At 73.2% G+C, this 17,238-nt stretch carries 15 protein-coding genes; 7 read left to right on the top strand and 8 right to left on the bottom strand.

All coding sequences use genetic code 11. The annotated features are described in order from the left end of the window. The first annotated feature begins 111 nt into the window (after nucleotides 1-111). Nucleotides 112-1,533: a diguanylate cyclase gene (locus Q3W71_RS18340; RefSeq protein ID WP_302920568.1), complete on the top strand. Its 1,422-nt coding sequence runs from the start codon at nucleotides 112-114 to the stop codon at nucleotides 1,531-1,533. Nucleotides 1,534-1,670: 137 nt separating this feature from the next. On the opposite strand, the gene Q3W71_RS18335 is transcribed toward Q3W71_RS18340, so the two are convergent. Both Q3W71_RS18335 and Q3W71_RS18330 read right to left on the bottom strand, forming a co-directional pair. Beyond that, entirely contained in the window at nucleotides 1,671-2,729 is a 1,059-nt protein-coding gene (locus Q3W71_RS18335) for an aspartate-semialdehyde dehydrogenase (RefSeq protein WP_302920567.1), read from the bottom strand. 5 nt (nucleotides 2,730-2,734) lie between these two features. Further along, nucleotides 2,735-4,000, bottom strand: a complete 1,266-nt coding sequence (locus Q3W71_RS18330) for an aspartate kinase (protein ID WP_302920566.1) — start codon at nucleotides 3,998-4,000, stop codon at nucleotides 2,735-2,737. A gap of 222 nt (nucleotides 4,001-4,222) precedes the next feature. Here Q3W71_RS18330 and Q3W71_RS18325 point away from each other — a divergent pair, with 222 nt between their 5' ends. Further along, nucleotides 4,223-5,017: a hypothetical protein gene (locus Q3W71_RS18325; RefSeq protein ID WP_302920565.1), complete on the top strand. Its 795-nt coding sequence runs from the start codon at nucleotides 4,223-4,225 to the stop codon at nucleotides 5,015-5,017. 85 nt (nucleotides 5,018-5,102) lie between these two features. Further along, nucleotides 5,103-5,633 carry a nitroreductase family protein gene (locus tag Q3W71_RS18320; RefSeq protein WP_302920564.1) on the top strand — a complete coding sequence of 177 codons (531 nt, stop codon included), beginning with the start codon at nucleotides 5,103-5,105 and terminating at the stop codon, nucleotides 5,631-5,633. Nucleotides 5,634-5,648: 15 nt separating this feature from the next. On the opposite strand, the gene Q3W71_RS18315 is transcribed toward Q3W71_RS18320, so the two are convergent. Continuing rightward, nucleotides 5,649-6,635 (bottom strand): ArsR family transcriptional regulator, encoded by a 987-nt coding sequence (locus Q3W71_RS18315; RefSeq protein WP_302920563.1) that lies wholly within the window; start codon nucleotides 6,633-6,635, stop codon nucleotides 5,649-5,651. 75 nt (nucleotides 6,636-6,710) lie between these two features. Between Q3W71_RS18315 and Q3W71_RS18310 the strand changes: the two genes are divergently transcribed. Beyond that, nucleotides 6,711-7,991: an MFS transporter gene (locus Q3W71_RS18310; RefSeq protein WP_302920562.1), complete on the top strand. Its 1,281-nt coding sequence runs from the start codon at nucleotides 6,711-6,713 to the stop codon at nucleotides 7,989-7,991. A gap of 238 nt (nucleotides 7,992-8,229) precedes the next feature. Continuing rightward, nucleotides 8,230-9,981, top strand: coding sequence for a 2-isopropylmalate synthase (gene leuA / locus Q3W71_RS18305; RefSeq protein WP_302920561.1), 1,752 nt, complete (start codon nucleotides 8,230-8,232; stop codon nucleotides 9,979-9,981). A 303-nt stretch (nucleotides 9,982-10,284) separates the two neighbouring features. On the opposite strand, the gene Q3W71_RS18300 is transcribed toward leuA, so the two are convergent. Next, the gene (locus tag Q3W71_RS18300; protein ID WP_302920560.1) at nucleotides 10,285-11,808 is read right to left on the bottom strand and encodes an MFS transporter; all 1,524 of its coding nucleotides are present in this window, start codon (nucleotides 11,806-11,808) and stop codon (nucleotides 10,285-10,287) included. Between the two features lie 107 nt (nucleotides 11,809-11,915). Between Q3W71_RS18300 and Q3W71_RS18295 the strand changes: the two genes are divergently transcribed. Both Q3W71_RS18295 and Q3W71_RS18290 read left to right on the top strand, forming a co-directional pair. Next, nucleotides 11,916-12,578 carry an HNH endonuclease family protein gene (locus Q3W71_RS18295; RefSeq protein WP_302921009.1) on the top strand — a complete coding sequence of 221 codons (663 nt, stop codon included), beginning with the start codon at nucleotides 11,916-11,918 and terminating at the stop codon, nucleotides 12,576-12,578. Further along, complete coding sequence (locus Q3W71_RS18290) at nucleotides 12,560-12,982, top strand: hypothetical protein (RefSeq protein ID WP_302920559.1); 423 nt, start codon at nucleotides 12,560-12,562, stop codon at nucleotides 12,980-12,982. Before Q3W71_RS18295 ends, Q3W71_RS18290 begins: the two co-directional genes overlap by 19 nt. Nucleotides 12,983-13,017: 35 nt before the next feature. Here the strand turns inward: Q3W71_RS18290 and Q3W71_RS18285 are convergent, their stop codons facing one another. Genes Q3W71_RS18285 through Q3W71_RS18270 form a run of 4 tightly spaced genes read right to left on the bottom strand, consistent with a single transcriptional unit; the run spans nucleotide 13,018 to nucleotide 17,206 of the window. After that, complete coding sequence (locus Q3W71_RS18285; RefSeq protein ID WP_302920558.1) at nucleotides 13,018-14,121, bottom strand: ABC transporter ATP-binding protein; 1,104 nt, start codon at nucleotides 14,119-14,121, stop codon at nucleotides 13,018-13,020. Further along, nucleotides 14,118-15,233: an ABC transporter ATP-binding protein gene (locus Q3W71_RS18280; RefSeq protein ID WP_302920557.1), complete on the bottom strand. Its 1,116-nt coding sequence runs from the start codon at nucleotides 15,231-15,233 to the stop codon at nucleotides 14,118-14,120. The genes Q3W71_RS18285 and Q3W71_RS18280 overlap by 4 nt, the downstream gene beginning before the upstream one ends. A gap of 6 nt (nucleotides 15,234-15,239) precedes the next feature. Next, complete coding sequence (locus Q3W71_RS18275) at nucleotides 15,240-16,205, bottom strand: ABC transporter permease (protein WP_302920556.1); 966 nt, start codon at nucleotides 16,203-16,205, stop codon at nucleotides 15,240-15,242. Then, nucleotides 16,202-17,206: an ABC transporter permease gene (locus Q3W71_RS18270; protein WP_302920555.1), complete on the bottom strand. Its 1,005-nt coding sequence runs from the start codon at nucleotides 17,204-17,206 to the stop codon at nucleotides 16,202-16,204. Before Q3W71_RS18270 ends, Q3W71_RS18275 begins: the two co-directional genes overlap by 4 nt. Nucleotides 17,207-17,238: the final 32 nt, after the last annotated feature.

Here is a 17,238-nt window from a genome sequence, read left to right as displayed (position 1 = left end):
GTACGAAGCCGTCCGCCCAGCTCAGCAAGGGCGGATCGGCGGCGCGCTGAGTACCCTTGATCGCGCCCTCCCGGCTCCGCGCCGCGCACCCCTACCTGGAACGACGTGCGAATGGATCACCAGCGAGTCATCCGTGACGTCACGGTCCGCCTCCCCATGGCGTCGACCGCCGCCGAGGCGTGCCAGTGGACCGTCACCGCGCTGGCCCGCTACGCGCCGGCCACCATCTCGGTGCTGTTGCAGGTGCACGACCGGCTCCGCTGCGTGGCGGCCACCGGCTCCTGGCAGGTCTTCTCGACCGTCCCGCCGGGGACCGGGATCGTCGGCCGGGTGTACGACTCCGGCGTGACCGCCGTCGTCCCGGACGTCACCGCGGACCCCGACTACCTTCCGGTACGCCCCGACGTCACGGCCGAGGTGTGCGTACCGGTGCTGGACCCGGCGGGCCGCCCGATCGGCGTGCTCGACCTCCAGTGGTGCGACCCGGTGGACGTCGCTCCGTGGCGGGAGACCGCCGAGCGGCTGGCCGCCCGGCTCGGCGCCCGGATCGTGGCGCTCGGCGGGCCGCCGGCGGAGAGCCGCAGCGAGAAGCTGCTCCGGCACGCCGCCGCGCTGACCTCGGCACCGACCGAGTGGGACGTGCTGAGCGCCGCCGTCACCGCGGCCCGGGACGTGTCGTCCCTGCCCGCCGCGGTGCTGGTGCTGGCCGGTCCCGCGGGGCACCGACTCGACCCGCCGCCCGGCAGCCCGGGCGAGTTGGAGGCGCGGATCCGGGCCGAACTGGCCGAGGCCGGACCGGCGGCGCTGGGCCGGATGGTCGGCCGCGCCCACCGCTACGGCGCCGGCTACACCCTGGGCGAGCCGGGCCACCCGCCGGTCGCCGACCACGAACCCCTGGTCCGGGCGGGCGTACGCACCCTGATCGTGGTGCCGGTCGGCCCGCCCGGCGAGGGCGGCGCGCTGCTGGTCGCCGACGAGCGGCTGCGCCGCCCCGACCCGACCACGGTGAACCTGGTGGAACTGCTCGCCGGGCAGGCGTGGAGCTGCCTGGACCGGCTGCGCACCCTGGCCCGGCTGCGCGAGCAGGCCAGCTCCGACCCGCTCACCGGGTTGCGGCACACCGGGCCGTTCGGCCAGCGGATCGCGGCGGCCACGCCGGGGCGGACCGCGCTGCTGGCCATCGACGTGGACGGCTTCAAGACGGTCAACGACACGTACGGGCACCAGGCGGGTGACCGGGTGCTGGTCGGCCTGGCCCGGGCGCTGGAGGGGGCGCTGCGGCAGGGCGACGAGCTGTACCGGATCGGCGGCGACGAGTTCGTCGCGGTGATCGAGGTGAACCGGCCCGAGGAGGCGGTCCGGATCGCCGAGCGGCTCACCGAGGCGGCCCGGCGTACCGGGCGGACGATCAGCATCGGCGTCGCCCTGCCCCGCCCCGGCGAGTCCCCGGAACTCACCCTCCGCCGCGCCGACCAGGCCCTCTACGCCGTCAAACGCCACGGCCGCGACGGCGTCCACCTCGCCGCCGCCTAACCCCACCCCACCCCGGCGATCTTGCAGTTTGTGCCCTCGATATGCACCCTTCGCCCCTTTCGCCGGGGCGGAAAGTGCAAGATCGCGGGCAGGAAACGGGGGAGAGCGGGGCGGGCGCGGGCGGGTCCGCGGTGAGGTCAGCGGGTGAGTTCGGTGGCGAGGAGTTCGGCGATCTGGGCGGTGTTGAGGGCAGCGCCCTTGCGGAGGTTGTCGCCGGTGACGAAGAAGTCCAGGGCGCGGGGGTCGTCGACGGCGCGGCGGATGCGGCCGACCCAGGACGGGTCGGTGCCCACCGCGTCGATCGGCATCGGGAACTCGCCGGAAGCCGGGTCGTCGACCAGGATCACGCCGGGTGCGTTGCGCAGCACCTCGCGGGCGCCCTCGGCGTCGACCTCGGTGGCGAAGACCGCGTGCACCGCCACCGAGTGGCCGGTCACCACCGGCACCCGGACGCAGGTGGCCGAGACCTTGAGGTCGGGCAGCCCGAGGATCTTGCGCGACTCGTTGCGCAGCTTCAGCTCCTCGGACGACCAACCGGCGTCGGCCGGCGAGCCGGCCCAGGGCACCACGTTCAGTGCCAGCGGCGCCGGGAACGGGCCGAGTTCGTCGCCGACGGCCTGGCGTACGTCGCCGGGGCGGGAGCCGAGCCCCCGGTCGCCGGCGATCTTGCCGAGCTGGGCGTGCAGCGTGTCCACGCCGGCCTGACCGGCGCCGGAGACCGCCTGGTACGAGGCGAGCACCAGTTCGCGCAGGCCGTACTCGCGGTGCAGCGGGGCGACCGCGACGATCATCGTCAGGGTGGTGCAGTTGGCGTTGGCGATGATCCCCTTCGGCCGGTTGCGCACCTGCTCGGGGTTGATCTCGGGGACCACCAGCGGGACGTCGCGGTCCATCCGGAAGGCACCGGAGTTGTCCACCGCGACCGCGCCGCGGCTCACCGCGATCGGGGCCCAGTGCGCCGAGACGTCGTCCGGCACGTCGAACATCGCCACGTCGACCCCGTCGAACGCCTCCGGGGTGACCGCCTGGACGGTGAGGTCCTCGCCCCGGCAGCGGACGACCTTGCCGGCGGAGCGTTCGGAGGCGAGCAGCCGGATCTCGCCCCAGACGTTCTTGCGCCCGGTGAGCAGTTCGCACATCACCGTGCCGACGGCCCCGGTCGCGCCGACCACGGCGAGGGTGGGCAGCGGCGCCACGGGCGCTACCGTCCCGTCCCCGCGTAGACCACGGCTTCGGTGTCGCCGCCCAGGTCGAAGGCGTCGTGGATGGCGCGCACGGCGGCGTCGAGGTCGGTGTCGCGGCAGACCACGGAGACCCGGATCTCGGAGGTGGAGATCATCTCGATGTTCACGCCGGCCTGGCCGAGGGCGGCGAAGAAGCCCGCCGCCACGCCCGGGTGCGACCGCATGCCGGCGCCGATCAGCGACACCTTGCCCACGTGGTCGTCGTAGAGCAGGCCCTTGAACTTGACCGGCTCCTGGATCTTGCTGAGCGCGGCCATCGCGGTGGGGCCGTCGGTCTTGGGCAGGGTGAAGGAGATGTCGGTGCGCCCGGTGCCCTCGGTGGAGACGTTCTGCACGATCATGTCAATGTTGATCTCGGCGCCGGCCACCGTGTCGAAGATCCGCGCGGCGGCGCCCGGCTCGTCCGGCACCCCCACAATGGTGATCTTGGCTTCGCTGCGGTCGTGGGCGACCCCGGTGATCAGTGCTTGCTCCACAGGAAGGTCCTCCATCGATCCGGTGACCATCGTGCCGGTGTTGGTCGAGTATGACGAACGGACGTGGATCGGCAACCCCGCCCGGCGGGCGTACTCCACGCTACGCAGGTGCAGCACCTTCGCGCCGCAGGCGGCGAGTTCGAGCATCTCCTCGTAGGTGATCTGCTTGATGTGCCGAGCGTTCGGGACGATCCGCGGGTCGGCGCTGAACACGCCGTCGACGTCGGTGTAGATCTCGCAGACGTCCGCGTTCAGCGCGGCGGCGAGCGCCACGGCGGTGGTGTCCGAACCGCCCCGGCCGAGTGTGGTGACGTCCTTGGTGTCCTGCGAGACGCCCTGGAAGCCGGCCACGATGACCACCGCGCCCTCGTCGATCGCGCCCTTGAGCCGACCGGGGGTGACGTCGATGATCCGGGCCCGGCCGTGCACCGAGGTGGTGATCACGCCGGCCTGCGAACCGGTGAACGAGCGGGCCTCGTAGCCCAGGTTGTGGATCGCCATGGCGAGCAGCGCCATCGAGATGCGCTCGCCGGCGGTGAGCAGCATGTCCAGCTCGCGGCCCGGGGGCAGCGGGCTGACCTGGTTGGCCAGGTCGAGCAGCTCGTCGGTGGTGTCGCCCATGGCGGAGACCACCACCACCACGTCGTCGCCGGCCTTGCGGGCCGCGACGATGCGCTCGGCCACCCGCTTGATCCGCTCGGCGTTGGCGACGGAGGACCCGCCGTACTTCTGCACCACGAGTGCCACGACGGTGCGCTCCCTCCAGTGACCCTGAGCGTGCCGACGCCGCCGGCACCGGGGCCGGCGGCGCGTGTCAAACGCCCTCAGCGTATCGGGCGGCCCGCGCCGCCGGGTCAGGTGATCCCACGATCCGGCCGGCGGACACCCCGTGACGTGGCGCGCGACACGCCGGGCGCGGCACCGCCACACGGGTCCCCACGGCGCCGCCGGGCGGCCCAGAATGGCCGGGTGCACGCCCACCTCCGCCCGGCCCGACGCCTGGCCGGCCCGCTCGCCCTGGCCCTGCCGGCCGTCCTCGCCGCCTGCACCGCCGACCAGCCGGCCGCCCCGCCGCCCACCCCGTCCAGCGCCCCCGCCCCCGCCGAGCGGGACGCGGCCCGGGACGAGCTGGCCGCGCTGGCCGCCGCGGCCCAGGACCGGCACCTGGTCGCCAGCTACACCCTGCGCGCGCCGGACGCCCCGGACCGCACGATCGTGGTGACCAGCGCGAACGACGGCACCTGGCGGGTGGACGTGCCGGGCGGGGCGCTCGGCGGCACCGCCGACGTGTCGATCGCCGCCACCGCCGACGGGCTCTTCCAGTGCGCCCTGCCGTCGGCCAGCCGGCCCGAGCCGCCGAGCTGCGTACGTCTCGGCGACCCGGACGACGGGCTGCCCCGCCGGCTGGACCCGCGGGTGCAGCACCCGTTCACCGACTGGCTGGCCGTACTCACCGACCGGCGCGCCCCGCTGGCGGTCTCCCCGGCCACCCCGCCGCCCGGCGCCACCGGCTCCTGTTACGCGGTGGAGAGCACCTCGGCCTCGATCAACCCGCCGCTGGACGTCGGCATCTACTGCTACGACCAGGACGGCACCCCCACCGCCGTGCGGACGGAGTCCGGGACCCTCGTCCTGGCCGGGGCGCCCGCCCCCGCGCCGGCCACCGTGCAGCTGGCCGGGCCGGTGGTGGACGCCGAGCCGCTCGGCACCGCCGCGCCGCCACCGCCCGAGCCGACCGGCAGCCCGAGCGCGGGAACGCCCTGACCCCGCATCCCGTTACGGGTGCGATTGCCCACATTTGAGCACCCCGTTCCGGCGGGCGAAACGCCCATAGGGGACGCTCTGTCCCATGGCCGACCTCACCCCGCTGCTCGCGATCCGCTGGAGTCCCCGCTCGTTCGACCCGACCGCGGAGCTGACCCCGGCCGAGGCGTCCTCGCTGCTGGAGGCGGCCCGCTGGGCACCATCGGCGGACAACGCCCAGCCGTGGCGGTTCGCGCTCGGCCACCGGCAGGACGAGACCTGGAAGCGGATCCTGGTCGGGCTGCCCGACGACGACCAGGGCTGGGCCCGGCACGCCGCCGCCCTGCTGCTCGGCGCGCACGCCGGCAGCGACCCCGAGCAGACCGCGTACGACCTGGGACAGGCCGTCGCCCACGTCACCGTGCAGGCCACCGCGCTCGGCCTGCACGTACGCCAGCTCAGGCGCCTGGACCGGCCCCGCCTCGCGGCCGAGCTGGAGCTGCCCGGCGACATCCGCCCGCTGGTGGTCGCCGCCGTCGGCCGCCTCGGCGACCCGGCCGTCCTCCCGCCGGACCTCTACGTCCGGGAGACCGCACTGCGGCGCCGCCGGCCGATGCCCGCTCTACTGCTCCGCTGAGCGGACGCGGTCGGCTCAGGTGCCGCGAGCGGCCCGGAGCAGGGCAGCGCCGGCCTTCGTGTTGCGGTAGAGCACGTGCCGCCCCGATCGGGACCGGGCGACCAACCCGGCGGCATGTAGTGCGAAGAGGTGCTGGGAGACGTTCCCGGCCGACATCCCGGTCCGCCGGGCCAGGTCGGTGGTCGTCGTCGCCGTGTCGAGCAGGTGCAGCAACGCGGCCCGGCCGGCGCCGACCACCCGAGCCAACGGGTCGCCGGGCGGGGTCGAGACCCGCTCCCAGAGCGTCCCGACCGCCCGGACCGGGTACACGCCGACGGGCAACGACTCCTCCAGCAGGGTCCACAGCACCCGTCGATCGGTGAAAATCCCGGGGTTGAGCGCCAGCCCCCGTCCACGGAGGTCGAAGTCGCGCTCGAACGGGTCGTCACTGACCACCCGGTCGCCGAGCCAGCGCAGGCTCGGGTGGATCTGCTCGAACAGCCGCCCGGCACCGCCCTCGGCGAGCTGGGCGGCGCGGTACGCCACGTCGGCGTCGAGCAGCGCCCGCATCCGCGGCCAGTCCGGGGCGATCGCCTCGTCGTACCAGACCCGCACCGCCTCGACGAGCTGCGGCAACAGCCCGCGAGGATCGGCGAGCAACGCCTGCCCGAACGGGCCCGGCGGCCGGCGCGACGCGGTCGACAGCAGGTCCCGGACCACGACGTCCGGCGGCGTGGCGGCGATCTGGTCGAGCTGGTCGGCCAGGTCGGTGCTCAGCTGGGCCGCCGGGGTGAGGAAATCGGGCAGCCAGCGACGTGGCCCGGCCAGCTCCACCAGCGGGCGGACCCGGTCGGCCACCTCCGGGCGGCGCAGCGCCGCCCGAGCCCGGTCGATCCAGGGCAGGTGCAAGCTGTAGCGGATCGGATCGTTCAGCGCCCACATGCTCATGACCGTCTCGTTGGCCGGCGAGACGGCGAACCGCACGCCGGCGACATCGGCCAGGCTGAACCGCAACTCGGACACGGCCCCTCCAGAGGCAGGATTCGGCTCAGCCTAAAAGCTTCGACCGGAGCATGAGAAACCGCTTGGCTCACCGCCATGAGCGTCAGAGCAAGCATTCGCACCGCCGTCCAGCACGTCGTACCACCTGCCGGGTTGACCCGTGCCCTGGCCGCGCAGGCCCTGGTGTACAACGTGGGTCACGGCCTCTTCCAGGCCGGCAGCGCGGTCTTCTTCACGCAGGCACTCGGGCTCAGCGCCGCCCAGGTGGGGTTGGGCCTGTCGATCGCCGCAGGCGTGTCGCTGCTGGGCACGGTGCCGCTGGGCGGGCTCACCGACCGGTACGGACCGCGGCGGATCTGGATCGCCGGGATGGTGCTGGAGGCGGCGCTCTTCGCGTCGTACCCGTTCGTGGGCGGGTTCGCCGGGTTCCTCGCGGTGGTGGTGGCGCTGGCTGCCGTGGACGCGGCGACCGGCGTGGCCCGACAGGTCTACTCGATCAACGCGCTGCCCCCGGCGGAGCGGGTCACCGCCATGGCGTACCAGCGGTCGTCGCTGAACGTCGGCTTCGGGTTGGGCGCGGCGATCAGCGGCCTGGTGCTGGCGGCGGACACGATCGCGGCGTACCGGGGGATGGTCTGGTTCATCGCGGTGGTGCTCCTGGTGACGGCGGTCTTCGTGCGGCGGCTCCCCCGGCTGCCCGAGGTGGCCCGGCCGGCGCAGCCGATGAGCCGGCTCGCCGTGTTGCGGGACCGCCCGTTCATGACGGTGTCCCTGCTCTCCGGGCTGCTCACCGCGCACCAGACGCTCTACCTGATGGTCATGCCGCTGTGGATCCTCACCCACACCGACGCGCCGAAGACGGTGATCGCCGGCCTGGTGTTGCTGAACACGGCCCTGGTCGTGCTGCTCCAGGTACGCCTCAGCCGGGGTGCCGACACCGCGCCGGACGCGGCCCGGGCGTCCCGCCGGGGCGCCCTGCTGATCGCCCTGTTCTGCCTGGTCCTTCCGCTCTCCGGAGCGACCCGCGGCACGCTGACCGTGGTGGTGCTGGTGGCCGCCGCGATGCTGTTGATCGTGGCCGAGCTGGTCGAGTCGGCGGGCGCCTGGGGGCTCACCGCCACGCTGCCACCGGCCGCCCAGCGCGGCGCGTACGTGGGGGCGTTCCAGTTCGGCACGCGGGTGCAGTCCCTGATCGCTCCGGCGGGGCTCACGGCGCTGGCGGTGACCACCGGCGGCTGGGGCTGGTACCCGGCCGCCGCTGTCTTCGCGCTGATCGGGCTGGCGATCGTGCCGGTGGTGGCCTGGGCCGGACGGACGCCACGGCTCGGCGCGACGGCTCCGGAGACCCCGGTGACCCCGGTGACCCTGGTCCCATAATCCGGACCTGCCTTCCCAGCCCCCGTCCCGCCACGTAGGGTTACGCCGTCATGTGGCGGGCGTACCTCCTCCTTGGTCGCCGCGACGAGGCCTGAAGGCCGGCACCTCGTCGCGGAGTCGAACCGCGCCGTCCAGCACATCCGAACCTCCCATCGGCACCGCACGGGCACCGTCGCCCGGCGCCTCGCCGACACCTTCCGATTGCTGACGCCACATGTTCCAAGGGGAGCACTCCGTCATGGCTCAACCCGTCACCGACGCCGAAACCGATCCGATCGCCCGGCAGCGCCCCAGCCGGATGCCCTTCCAGCGCTACCTGCCCTACCAGCAGCAGTTCCGGCTCGACCTGCCGGACCGCACCTGGCCCACCCGGCACGTCGAGGCCGCGCCCCGCTGGTGCGCGGTGGACCTGCGCGACGGCAACCAGGCACTGATCGACCCGATGTCGCCGGAGCGCAAGCGCCGGATGTTCCAGCTCCTGGTGCAGATGGGCTACAAGGAGATCGAGGTCGGCTTCCCCTCGGCCAGCCAGACCGACTACGACTTCGTCCGGCAGCTGATCGAGCAGGACCTGATCCCGGACGACGTGACCATCCAGGTGCTGACCCAGTGCCGGGAGCACCTGATCGACCGCACCTTCGAGTCGCTGCGCGGCGCGAAACGGGCGATCGTGCACTTCTACAACTCGACCTCCACCCTCCAGCGCCGGGTGGTCTTCGGTCTGGACCGGGACGGCATCACCGACATCGCCACCACCGGCGCCCGGCTGTGCCAGAAGTACGCCGAGATCCACACCCCGGACACCGACATCCACTACGAGTACTCGCCGGAGTCGTACACCGGCACCGAGCTGGAGTACGCGCTGGAGGTGTGCAGCAAGGTCATCGAGGTGATCGACCCGACCCCGGACCGGAAGCTGATCATCAACCTGCCGGCGACGGTCGAGATGGCGATGCCGAACGTCTACGCCGACTCGATCGAGTGGATGCACCGGCACCTGCCGCGCCGGGACAGCCTGGTGCTGAGCCTGCACCCGCACAACGACCGGGGCACCGGGGTGGCCGCCGCCGAGCTGGGCCTGCTGGCCGGCGCCGACCGGATCGAGGGCTGCCTGTTCGGCAACGGCGAGCGCACCGGCAACGTCGACCTGGTCACCCTGGGGCTGAACCTGTTCTCCCAGGGCATCGACCCGATGATCGACTTCTCCAACATCGACGAGATCAAGCGGGCCGTCGAGTACTGCAACCAACTGCCGGTGCACGAGCGCCACCCGTACGCGGGCGACCTGGTCTACACCGCCTTCTCCGGCTCGCACCAGGACGCGATCAAGAAGGGCTTCGACGCCCTGGCCGCGGACGCCGCGGCGGCCGGGGTGCCGGTCGACCAGCACCCGTGGGCGGTGCCCTACCTGCCGATCGACCCGAAGGACCTGGGCCGCACCTACGAGGCGGTCATCCGGGTCAACTCGCAGTCCGGCAAGGGCGGCGTCGCGTACATCATGAAGACCGAGCACCAGCTCGACCTGCCGCGCCGGCTCCAGATCGAGTTCTCCGGCGTGGTCCAGCAGGTCACCGACCACTCCGGCGGCGAGGTGGACCCGGGCGCGATGTGGCAGATCTTCGCCGAGAACTACCTGGTCGACCACCAGCGCGACCCGGCGGTCACCCTGGCCGGCTACACCATCGGCACCGCCGACGGCAAGGTCGAGATCGAGGCCCAGGTGGGTCTCGGCGGCGAGCGGCGGTCGCTGACCGCGGTCGGCAACGGCCCCATCGACGCGTACGTCAACGCGCTCCGGTCCGTCGGCGTGGCGGTACGGGTGCTCGACTACCACGAGCACGCGCTCTCCTCCGGTGGGGACGCGCAGGCCGCCGCGTACGTCGAGTGCGAGGTGGACGGGCGGACGGTCTGGGGCGTCGGCACCGACGCCAACATCGTCACCGCGTCGATCAAGGCGGTCACCAGCGCGGTCAACCGCTCCCGCGACTGACCCGGCAACCCGTCGGGGCACGCCGCGTCGGGGTGTCGGAGTCCTTCCGGCACCCCGACGTCGGCGACGCCGAGGCCGACGCCCGCCTCCGGGACGCGGAAGTGCTCCCGTGGCAGGTCGGCCGAAGGGCACCGCCCGCGCGAGCCAGGGATCGACCCGCGCGGGCGGCGGCGGAACTAGGCGGTGGCCCCTCCGTCGAGCACCAGGTCGACGGGCGTGGGCCGAGGTTCGAGGCGACGTCGACGATGACGCCGCCGCCGTGGGCCCGCATGTGGGCGATCTCGTGCTTCATGGACACCTGCTTCACTCCCCGGGCCGCCGCTGCGGGGTGCCGTCCCGCCGCTCGGGCGGGGTGGACACCGGCAGGGTGTGGCAGGGCTGGGCTGGCGGCGCCGACCGGGGCGGCCGGTGGATCAGCACGCCGGCCAGCACCGCGCCGGCCACCAGCAGCCCGGCGCACCAGAGCAGCGCGCCCCGGTACGCGCCGGTCAGCTCGCCGCGCTGCTCGTAGCCGCTGCCGGAGAGCCCGACCAGCAGCGGCAACGCGGCCACCGCGAGCAGGCCGCCGGCGCGGGCGGCCGCGTTGTTGAAGCCGCTGGCCACGCCGGCGAACCGGTCCGCCACCGCGGCCAGTACCGACGCGGTCAGTGGCGCCACCACCAGGGTCAGCCCCGCCCCGAAGAGCACCACCCCGGGCAGCACGTCCCGCCAGTACGACGCGCCCGGGCCGACCCCGCGCAGCAGCAGCAGGCCGGCCGCGGCGACCAGCGGCCCGACCAGCAGTGGCAGCCGCGGGCCGATCCGGGCGGACAGCGCTCCGGCCCGGGCGCTGCCGGCCATCAGCAGCAGGGTCATCGGCAGCAGCGCGATCCCGGTGCGGAACGCCGACCACTCGACCACGTTCTGCAGGAAGACCGAGAAGAAGAAGGTGAAGCCGCCGAGCGCGGCGTAGACCACCACGGTGAAGACGTTCAGCACCGAGAAGAGCCGGCTGCCGAACAGCCCGGTGGGCAGCATGGCGGTGTCCCCGCGGCGCCGCTCGACCAGCACGAACACCACCGTGCCGAGGACCCCCAGCAGCGCCGCGACCAGCACCGGCGGGGAGTCCAGGCCGCGCCCCGGCGCGTCGATCAGGGCGTACGTGACACCGGCCAGGGCGAGCGCGCCGAGCAGCGCGCCCAGCACGTCGAAGCGCCGGCGCCGCCGGCCGGGGCCCTCGGTGCGGGAGGCGTCCTCGTCCCGGCTCTCCGGCACCCAGCGCAGCGCGGCCAGCACCACCAGCACGGCCACCGGCGCGTTCAGGAAGAAGATCCACCGCCAGGAGAGCGCGTCGATCAGCCAGCCGCCGACGAACGGGCCGAGCGCTGTCGACACGCCGGAGAGCCCGGACCAGGCGCCGATCGCCCGGCCCCGGTCGTCGGGGTGGAAGCTGGCCTGGAGCACCGACAGCGAGCCCGGAGTGAGCAGGGCGCCCCCGGCACCCTGGAGGAACCGGGCCGCCACCAACCACGCCGTCTCCTGGGCCAGCCCGCAGAGCACCGACGCCACGGTGAACCAGGCCACCCCGAGCAGGAAGACCCGCCGCCGCCCGAACCGGTCGCCCAGCGCCCCGCCGAGCAGCACGAACGCGGCGAGCGTGAGCAGGTAGCCGTTGACCGTCCACTGCAGACCGGCCACCGTGGCGTCGAGGTCGGCGCCGAGCCGGGGCAGCGCCACGTTGACCACCGTGCTGTCGAGGAAGACCATGCCGGAGGCGAGCACCGCCGCGAGCAGGGTGCCCCGGCCGGCCGCCGTGCGGAGGCGGAGCGCGGGAGCGGTTTCGGTCATCCGACCAATCTGCCTCGCGCCATTCTCCAGACGCCACGAAACGCCGAAACCCGGTCCGGGTACTGTGCGGGATCGCCGGAAGCCCGCAAGCTGGAGAGGTGTCGTCTGTGCGTACCAGATCAGGACCGCGCGCCGGGGTGACGGCCGTGCTCGCCGCGGCGCTGGCGCTCGGCGCGACCGGCTGCGTGCCCGTCGACGAGCCGGACCAGCCCCCGTCCCCGACCGCCGGTGGCAACCCGGCGCAGCTGCTGGGCCAGTTGACGGTGGCCGGCGCCGGCTCGATGAAGGGCTACAGCCGCAACCGCTTCCCGCACTGGCGGGACACCGGCAAGAACTGCGACGTCCGGGACAACGTGCTCAAGCGGGACGGCGAGGACATCAAGCTCTCCGGCTGCAACGTGGTCGGCGGCCGGTGGGAGAGCGCGTACGACGGCCGGGCCCTCACCGATCCGTCCGACGTGGACATCGACCACATGGTGCCGCTGGCCAACGCCTGGCGCTCCGGAGCCGACGAGTGGGACGACGCGAAACGCGGCGACTTCGCCAACGACCTGGACCGGCCGCAGCTGATAGCGGTTTCCGCGACCTCCAACCGGGCAAAGGGTGACCAGGACCCGTCGCAGTGGAAGCCGGCGAACCGGTCGTACTGGTGCCAGTACGCCGCGGACTGGGTGCGGGTCAAGCACCACTGGGGGCTCACGGTGACCAGCGCCGAGAAGGCCGCCCTGACCGACATGTTGGAGGACTGCACATGGGCGAGCAACCCGTGACCGGTGACCAGGCGACCACGGCCGGCATGGCCGCCGACGGCGCGACCGCCCCGGCGGTGCCGGGCGCCGGGATGAGCGCGGACAGCCCGGACACGCCGTCCGCGGCCGCGCCGGGCGCGGGCATGGCCGCCGACGCGAACGCGGTGAGCACCGCCGCCCAGCAGCGGACGGCCGATGTCGTGCCCGGACCGGGCGGGGTGATGACCGACGAGGTCGGCGTGGTCACCGGCGAGCTGACCCTGCGCACCGAGTACGCCGACGGCCAGGTGACGCTGCGGGTGCAGTACAAGGACGCCGACGAGTGGTACGTGGTGACCGGCGGCCGGACGCCGCTGGCCGACCCGGCCGGCCTGGACGCCGTGCACGCGATCGCTGTCGCCCTGCTCAACCGCCCGGAGGGCTGACGCTCCGGGCGGTCGAGCCACCCCTGGTCGGGGTGTCAGACGTACGAACCGGGCTCGCTGGGGGCGGAGACCACGCCCGGTGCCTCGCCCTCGTCCTCGGGGCGGACGATCTGGACCTCCACCTTGTGCGGGCGCAGTTCCCCGCTGGCGATCTGCTCGGCAAAGTGGCAGGCCACCCGGCTGCCGCCGATCTCCCGCAGCGCCGGGCGCTCGTCGGCACAGCGGGTCGGCTGCGCCCACGGGCACCGGGTGTGGAACCTGCAGCCCGACGGCGGGTTGGCCGGCGAGGGCAGGTCGCCGGCGAGCAGGATCCGCTCCCGCCGGTCCTCCACGTCCGGGTCCGGCACCGGCACCGCCGACATCAGCGCCCGGGTGTACGGGTGCAGCGGCTCGGTGTAGAGCCGGTCGCTCGGCGCCTCCTCGACCAGCGCGCCCAGGTACATGACGCCGACCGTGTCGGAGATGTGCCGCACCACCGCCAGGTCGTGCGCGATCACCAGGTAGGTCAGGCCGAGGCTGTCCTGGAGTTCGTCGAGCAGGTTCACCACCTGGGCCTGGATCGAGACGTCCAGCGCGGAGACCGGCTCGTCGGCGACGATCAGCTCGGGCCCGAGCACCAGCGCCCGGGCGATGCCGATGCGCTGGCGCTGGCCGCCGGAGAACTCGTGCGGGTAGCGGGAGAGCGCCCAGCGGGGCAGCCCGACCTTGTCCAGCGTCTCGCTGATGATCTTGCGGCGCTCGTCCCGGTTGGCGCCGATCCCGTGGGTCTGCAGGCCCTCGGTGAGGATCGACTCGACGTTCTGCCGCGGGTCCAGGCTGGACATCGGGTCCTGGAAGATCATCTGCATCCGCCGGCGCATCGACCGCAGCTTGCCCGCCGGCAACGTGGTCAGCTCCACGCCGTCGAACGCGACCTCGCCGTGGGTGGGCGGGGTGAGCTGGAGCAGCGCCCGGCCGAGCGTCGACTTGCCGCAGCCGGACTCGCCGACCAGGCCGTACGTCTTCCCGCGCGGGATGCGCAGGTCGACCCCGTCGACCGCCTTCACGTGGCCGACCGTCCGGTCGAAGATCACCCCCCGCTTGATCGGGAAGTGCACCTTCAGGTCGCGTACCTCGACGAGGATGTCGCTGTCGGTCACGGCTTCTCCTCCTCCCGCGGGGCGGGGCCGAAGCCCTGCACCGCCGGCGGGTCGTTCGGGACGGCCTGCGCCGGCACGGAGCCGGGCTGGGCCTCCGTGGGCACCGCGCCGCGGACCTCCTGGCCCGGTTCGACGCCGGGCAACGGCGCCGGGTTGACGCACCGGTAGCTGCGGCCGTCGTGGGCGAGCACCAGCTCCGGCGGCTCGCCGACGCAGGCGTCGATCCGCCGCGAGCAGCGCGGCGCAAAGGCGCAGCCGTCCGGCCAGGGCAGCACGTCGCGGACCGAGCCGGGGATCGGGTTCAGCCGCTCGCCGCGCCCGGCGTCCAGCCGGGGCACCGAGCCGAGCAGACCCACCGTGTACGGGTGCCGCGGCTCGCGGAACAGCGGACGGCGGCGGGCCGTCTCCACCACCCGGCCGGCGTAGAGCACGTTGATGGTGTCGCACATGCCGGCGACCACGCCCAGGTCGTGCGTGATCATCACCAGCGCGGTGCCGGAGTCCCGGACCAGCTCCTTGAGCAGTTCCAGGATCTGCGCCTGGATCGTGACGTCCAGCGCGGTGGTCGGCTCGTCGGCGATCAGCAGCCGGGGCTTGCAGGCCACCGCCATGGCGATCAGCGCCCGCTGGCGCATCCCGCCGGAGAGCTGGTGCGGGTACTCCTTCAGCCGCCGCTTCGGGTCGGGGATGCCGACCCGGTCCAGCAGCGCCGCCGCCTCCTTGGCCGCCGCGTCGCCCTTCATCCCGCGGTGCCGGGCGAGCACCTCGGTCACCTGCAACCCGATCGGGACGACCGGGTTCAGCGAGCTGAGCGGGTCCTGGAAGATCATCGCGATGTCCCGGCCGCGGATGTCCCGCCGGGAGCGGTCGTCGAGCTGGAGCAGGTCGGTGCCGTCGAAGACCGCCTTGCCGCCGACCCGCAGGCCGGGCTGCTTGGGCAGCAGACCCATGATGGCCAGCGAGGTGACGCTCTTGCCGCAGCCGGACTCGCCGACCAGGCCGACCACCTCACCGGCGTCGACCGAGAAGGAGACCCCGTCCACGGCGTGCACGGTGCGCTGACCGCGCCGGGCGAAGGTGACGGAGAGGTCGTCCACTTCGAGCAGAGACATGCTGACCTACTTCCGCAGCTTCGGGTCGAGGGCCTCGCGCATCGCCTCACCGAGCAGGGTGAAGCCGAGCGCGGTGATGATGATCGCGACCGCCGGGTAGATCGCCAGCGCCGGCCGGATACCGAGGTACGGCTGCGCGTCGGCGAGCATCACGCCCCACTCCGGTACGGCCGTGTCGGGGTTGCCGAGGCCGAGGAAGGAGAGCGCGGCGGCCTCGATGATCGCGGTGGCCAGGGTCAGCGTGGCCTGCACGATCACCGGGGCGAGCGAGTTCGGCACCACGTGGGTGATCGCGATCTTCGACTTCTTCACGCCCAGCGAGGTGGCCGCCAGCACGTAGTCGCTGTGCGACTGGGAGATCATCGAGCCGCGCAGCAGCCGGGCGAAGACCGGCACGGAGACCACGCCGACCGCGATCATCACGGTGACCAGGCTCGCCCCGAGCAGGGCGGCGATGCTCACCGCGAGCAGCAGGCTGGGCAGCGCCAGCATCATGTCGATGACCCGCATCAGCGCGGTGTCGATGGCCCGGCCCCACCGGCCGCCCAGCCCGGCCGCGGCGCCGGCGACCCCGCCGATCAGCGCGCCGATGGCCAGACCGATCAGCGTGGAGACCACGCCGACCAGCAGGGTCTGCCGGGCGCCGACGATCATCCGGCTGAACACGTCACGGCCCTGGTGGTCGTAGCCGAGCCAGTGCTCGCCCGAGGAGCCCGGGATGATGCCCTGCCCCGACTTGACCACGCCGTCGCGGATGCCGATCGCGTCGGTCGGCCCGTACGGGACGAAGAACGGCCCGACCACCGCGACCAGCACGAAGAGCACCAGGATCACCGCGCCGATGATGGCGGCGGGGTTGCGCCGCAGCCGGCGGAACGCCTCCTGCCAGAGGCTGACGCCCCGCTCGTCGTCCCGGGCCGCCAGTTCGGCGAGCCGGTCGATCTTTTCCTTCTTGCCGGTAGTGATCGTCATCGGACCCTCACCCTCGGGTCGATCAGGCTGTAGGAGAGGTCCACGATGAGGTTCACCAGCACGTACACCACCGCGATGATCAGGATGAAGCCCATCAGCACCGGATAGTCGCGCTGGCCGATGGCGTCGTAGATGAACGCGCCGATGCCGCTGAAGGCGAAGACGGTCTCGGTCAGCACCGCGCCGGAGAGCAGGCCGCCGGTGAGCAGGCCGATCGAGGTGACCACCGGCAGCATGGCGTTGCGCAGCACGTGCCGGCGGCGGACGGTGCGTTCGGTCAGGCCCTTGGCCTCGGCGGTGCGGACGAAGTCCTCGTTGAGCACCTCCAGCACGCTGGCCCGGGTGATCCGGACGATGATCGCCAGCGGGATGCTGGCCAGCGCGATGCCGGGAAGCACCAGATGCCAGAGCGCGTCGGCGGCCGCGTCCCACTCCCGGGTCATCAGGCCGTCGAGGACGAAGAAGTTGGTGATCCGGGTGGCCCCGATGGTCGGGTCCTGCCGGCCGCTGGACGGGAACCAGCCGAGGTTCTCCGAGAAGATGGCCTTGAGCACGTAGGCCAGGAAGAAGACCGGGATGCAGATGCCGATCAGCGAGCCGCCGACCGAGGCGTGGTCGAGCAGCCGGCCGCGGCGGCGGGCGGCCAGGTAGCCCAGCGGGATACCGAGCCCGATGGCGATCGCCAGCGCCATCACGGTCAGCTCGACGGTGCCCGGAAAGCGCTCCAGGAACTCGGTGGTGACCGCCCGCTTGGTGGAGGTCGAGGTGCCCAGGTCCAGGCGGATCAGCCGCCGTACGAACCGGCCGTACTGCACCAGGATCGGCTCGTCGAGGCCCATGTTGCGGCGGATGGCGGCCCGCATCTCGGGCGTGCCGCGCTCACCGAGGATGGCGGTCTCGGGACCACCGGGCAGCCGGCGGAGCCAGATGAACAGCAGGAGGGAGAGCCCGAACAGCGTCGGTATCAGCTGGAGCAGGCGTCTGACGATGAACCGGAACACGGTGGCCTCGAAAGGGGTGTGCGGAGGGTCGC

It is taken from the genome of Micromonospora sp. C28SCA-DRY-2, from assembly GCF_030519475.1.
Classification (GTDB): Bacteria; Actinomycetota; Actinomycetes; order Mycobacteriales; family Micromonosporaceae; genus Micromonospora.
The sequence above is the reverse complement of the archived record's forward strand: the minus strand, read 5'-3'. Positions and strand labels throughout refer to the sequence as shown.

What these genes read in the sequence shown, in the direction of transcription:
- Q3W71_RS18280 (WP_302920557.1), bottom strand. Translation starts at nt 15,233, where the DNA reads ATGTCTCTGCTCGAAGTGGACGACCTCTCCGTCACCTTCGCCCGGCGC.
- Q3W71_RS18275 (WP_302920556.1), bottom strand. Translation starts at nt 16,205, where the DNA reads ATGACGATCACTACCGGCAAGAAGGAAAAGATCGACCGGCTCGCCGAA.
- Q3W71_RS18290 (WP_302920559.1), top strand. Translation starts at nt 12,560, where the DNA reads ATGGGCGAGCAACCCGTGACCGGTGACCAGGCGACCACGGCCGGCATG.
- Q3W71_RS18300 (WP_302920560.1), bottom strand. Translation starts at nt 11,808, where the DNA reads ATGACCGAAACCGCTCCCGCGCTCCGCCTCCGCACGGCGGCCGGCCGG.
- leuA (WP_302920561.1), top strand. Translation starts at nt 8,230, where the DNA reads ATGGCTCAACCCGTCACCGACGCCGAAACCGATCCGATCGCCCGGCAG.
- Q3W71_RS18320 (WP_302920564.1), top strand. Translation starts at nt 5,103, where the DNA reads ATGGCCGACCTCACCCCGCTGCTCGCGATCCGCTGGAGTCCCCGCTCG.
- Q3W71_RS18340 (WP_302920568.1), top strand. Translation starts at nt 112, where the DNA reads ATGGATCACCAGCGAGTCATCCGTGACGTCACGGTCCGCCTCCCCATG.
- Q3W71_RS18310 (WP_302920562.1), top strand. Translation starts at nt 6,711, where the DNA reads ATGAGCGTCAGAGCAAGCATTCGCACCGCCGTCCAGCACGTCGTACCA.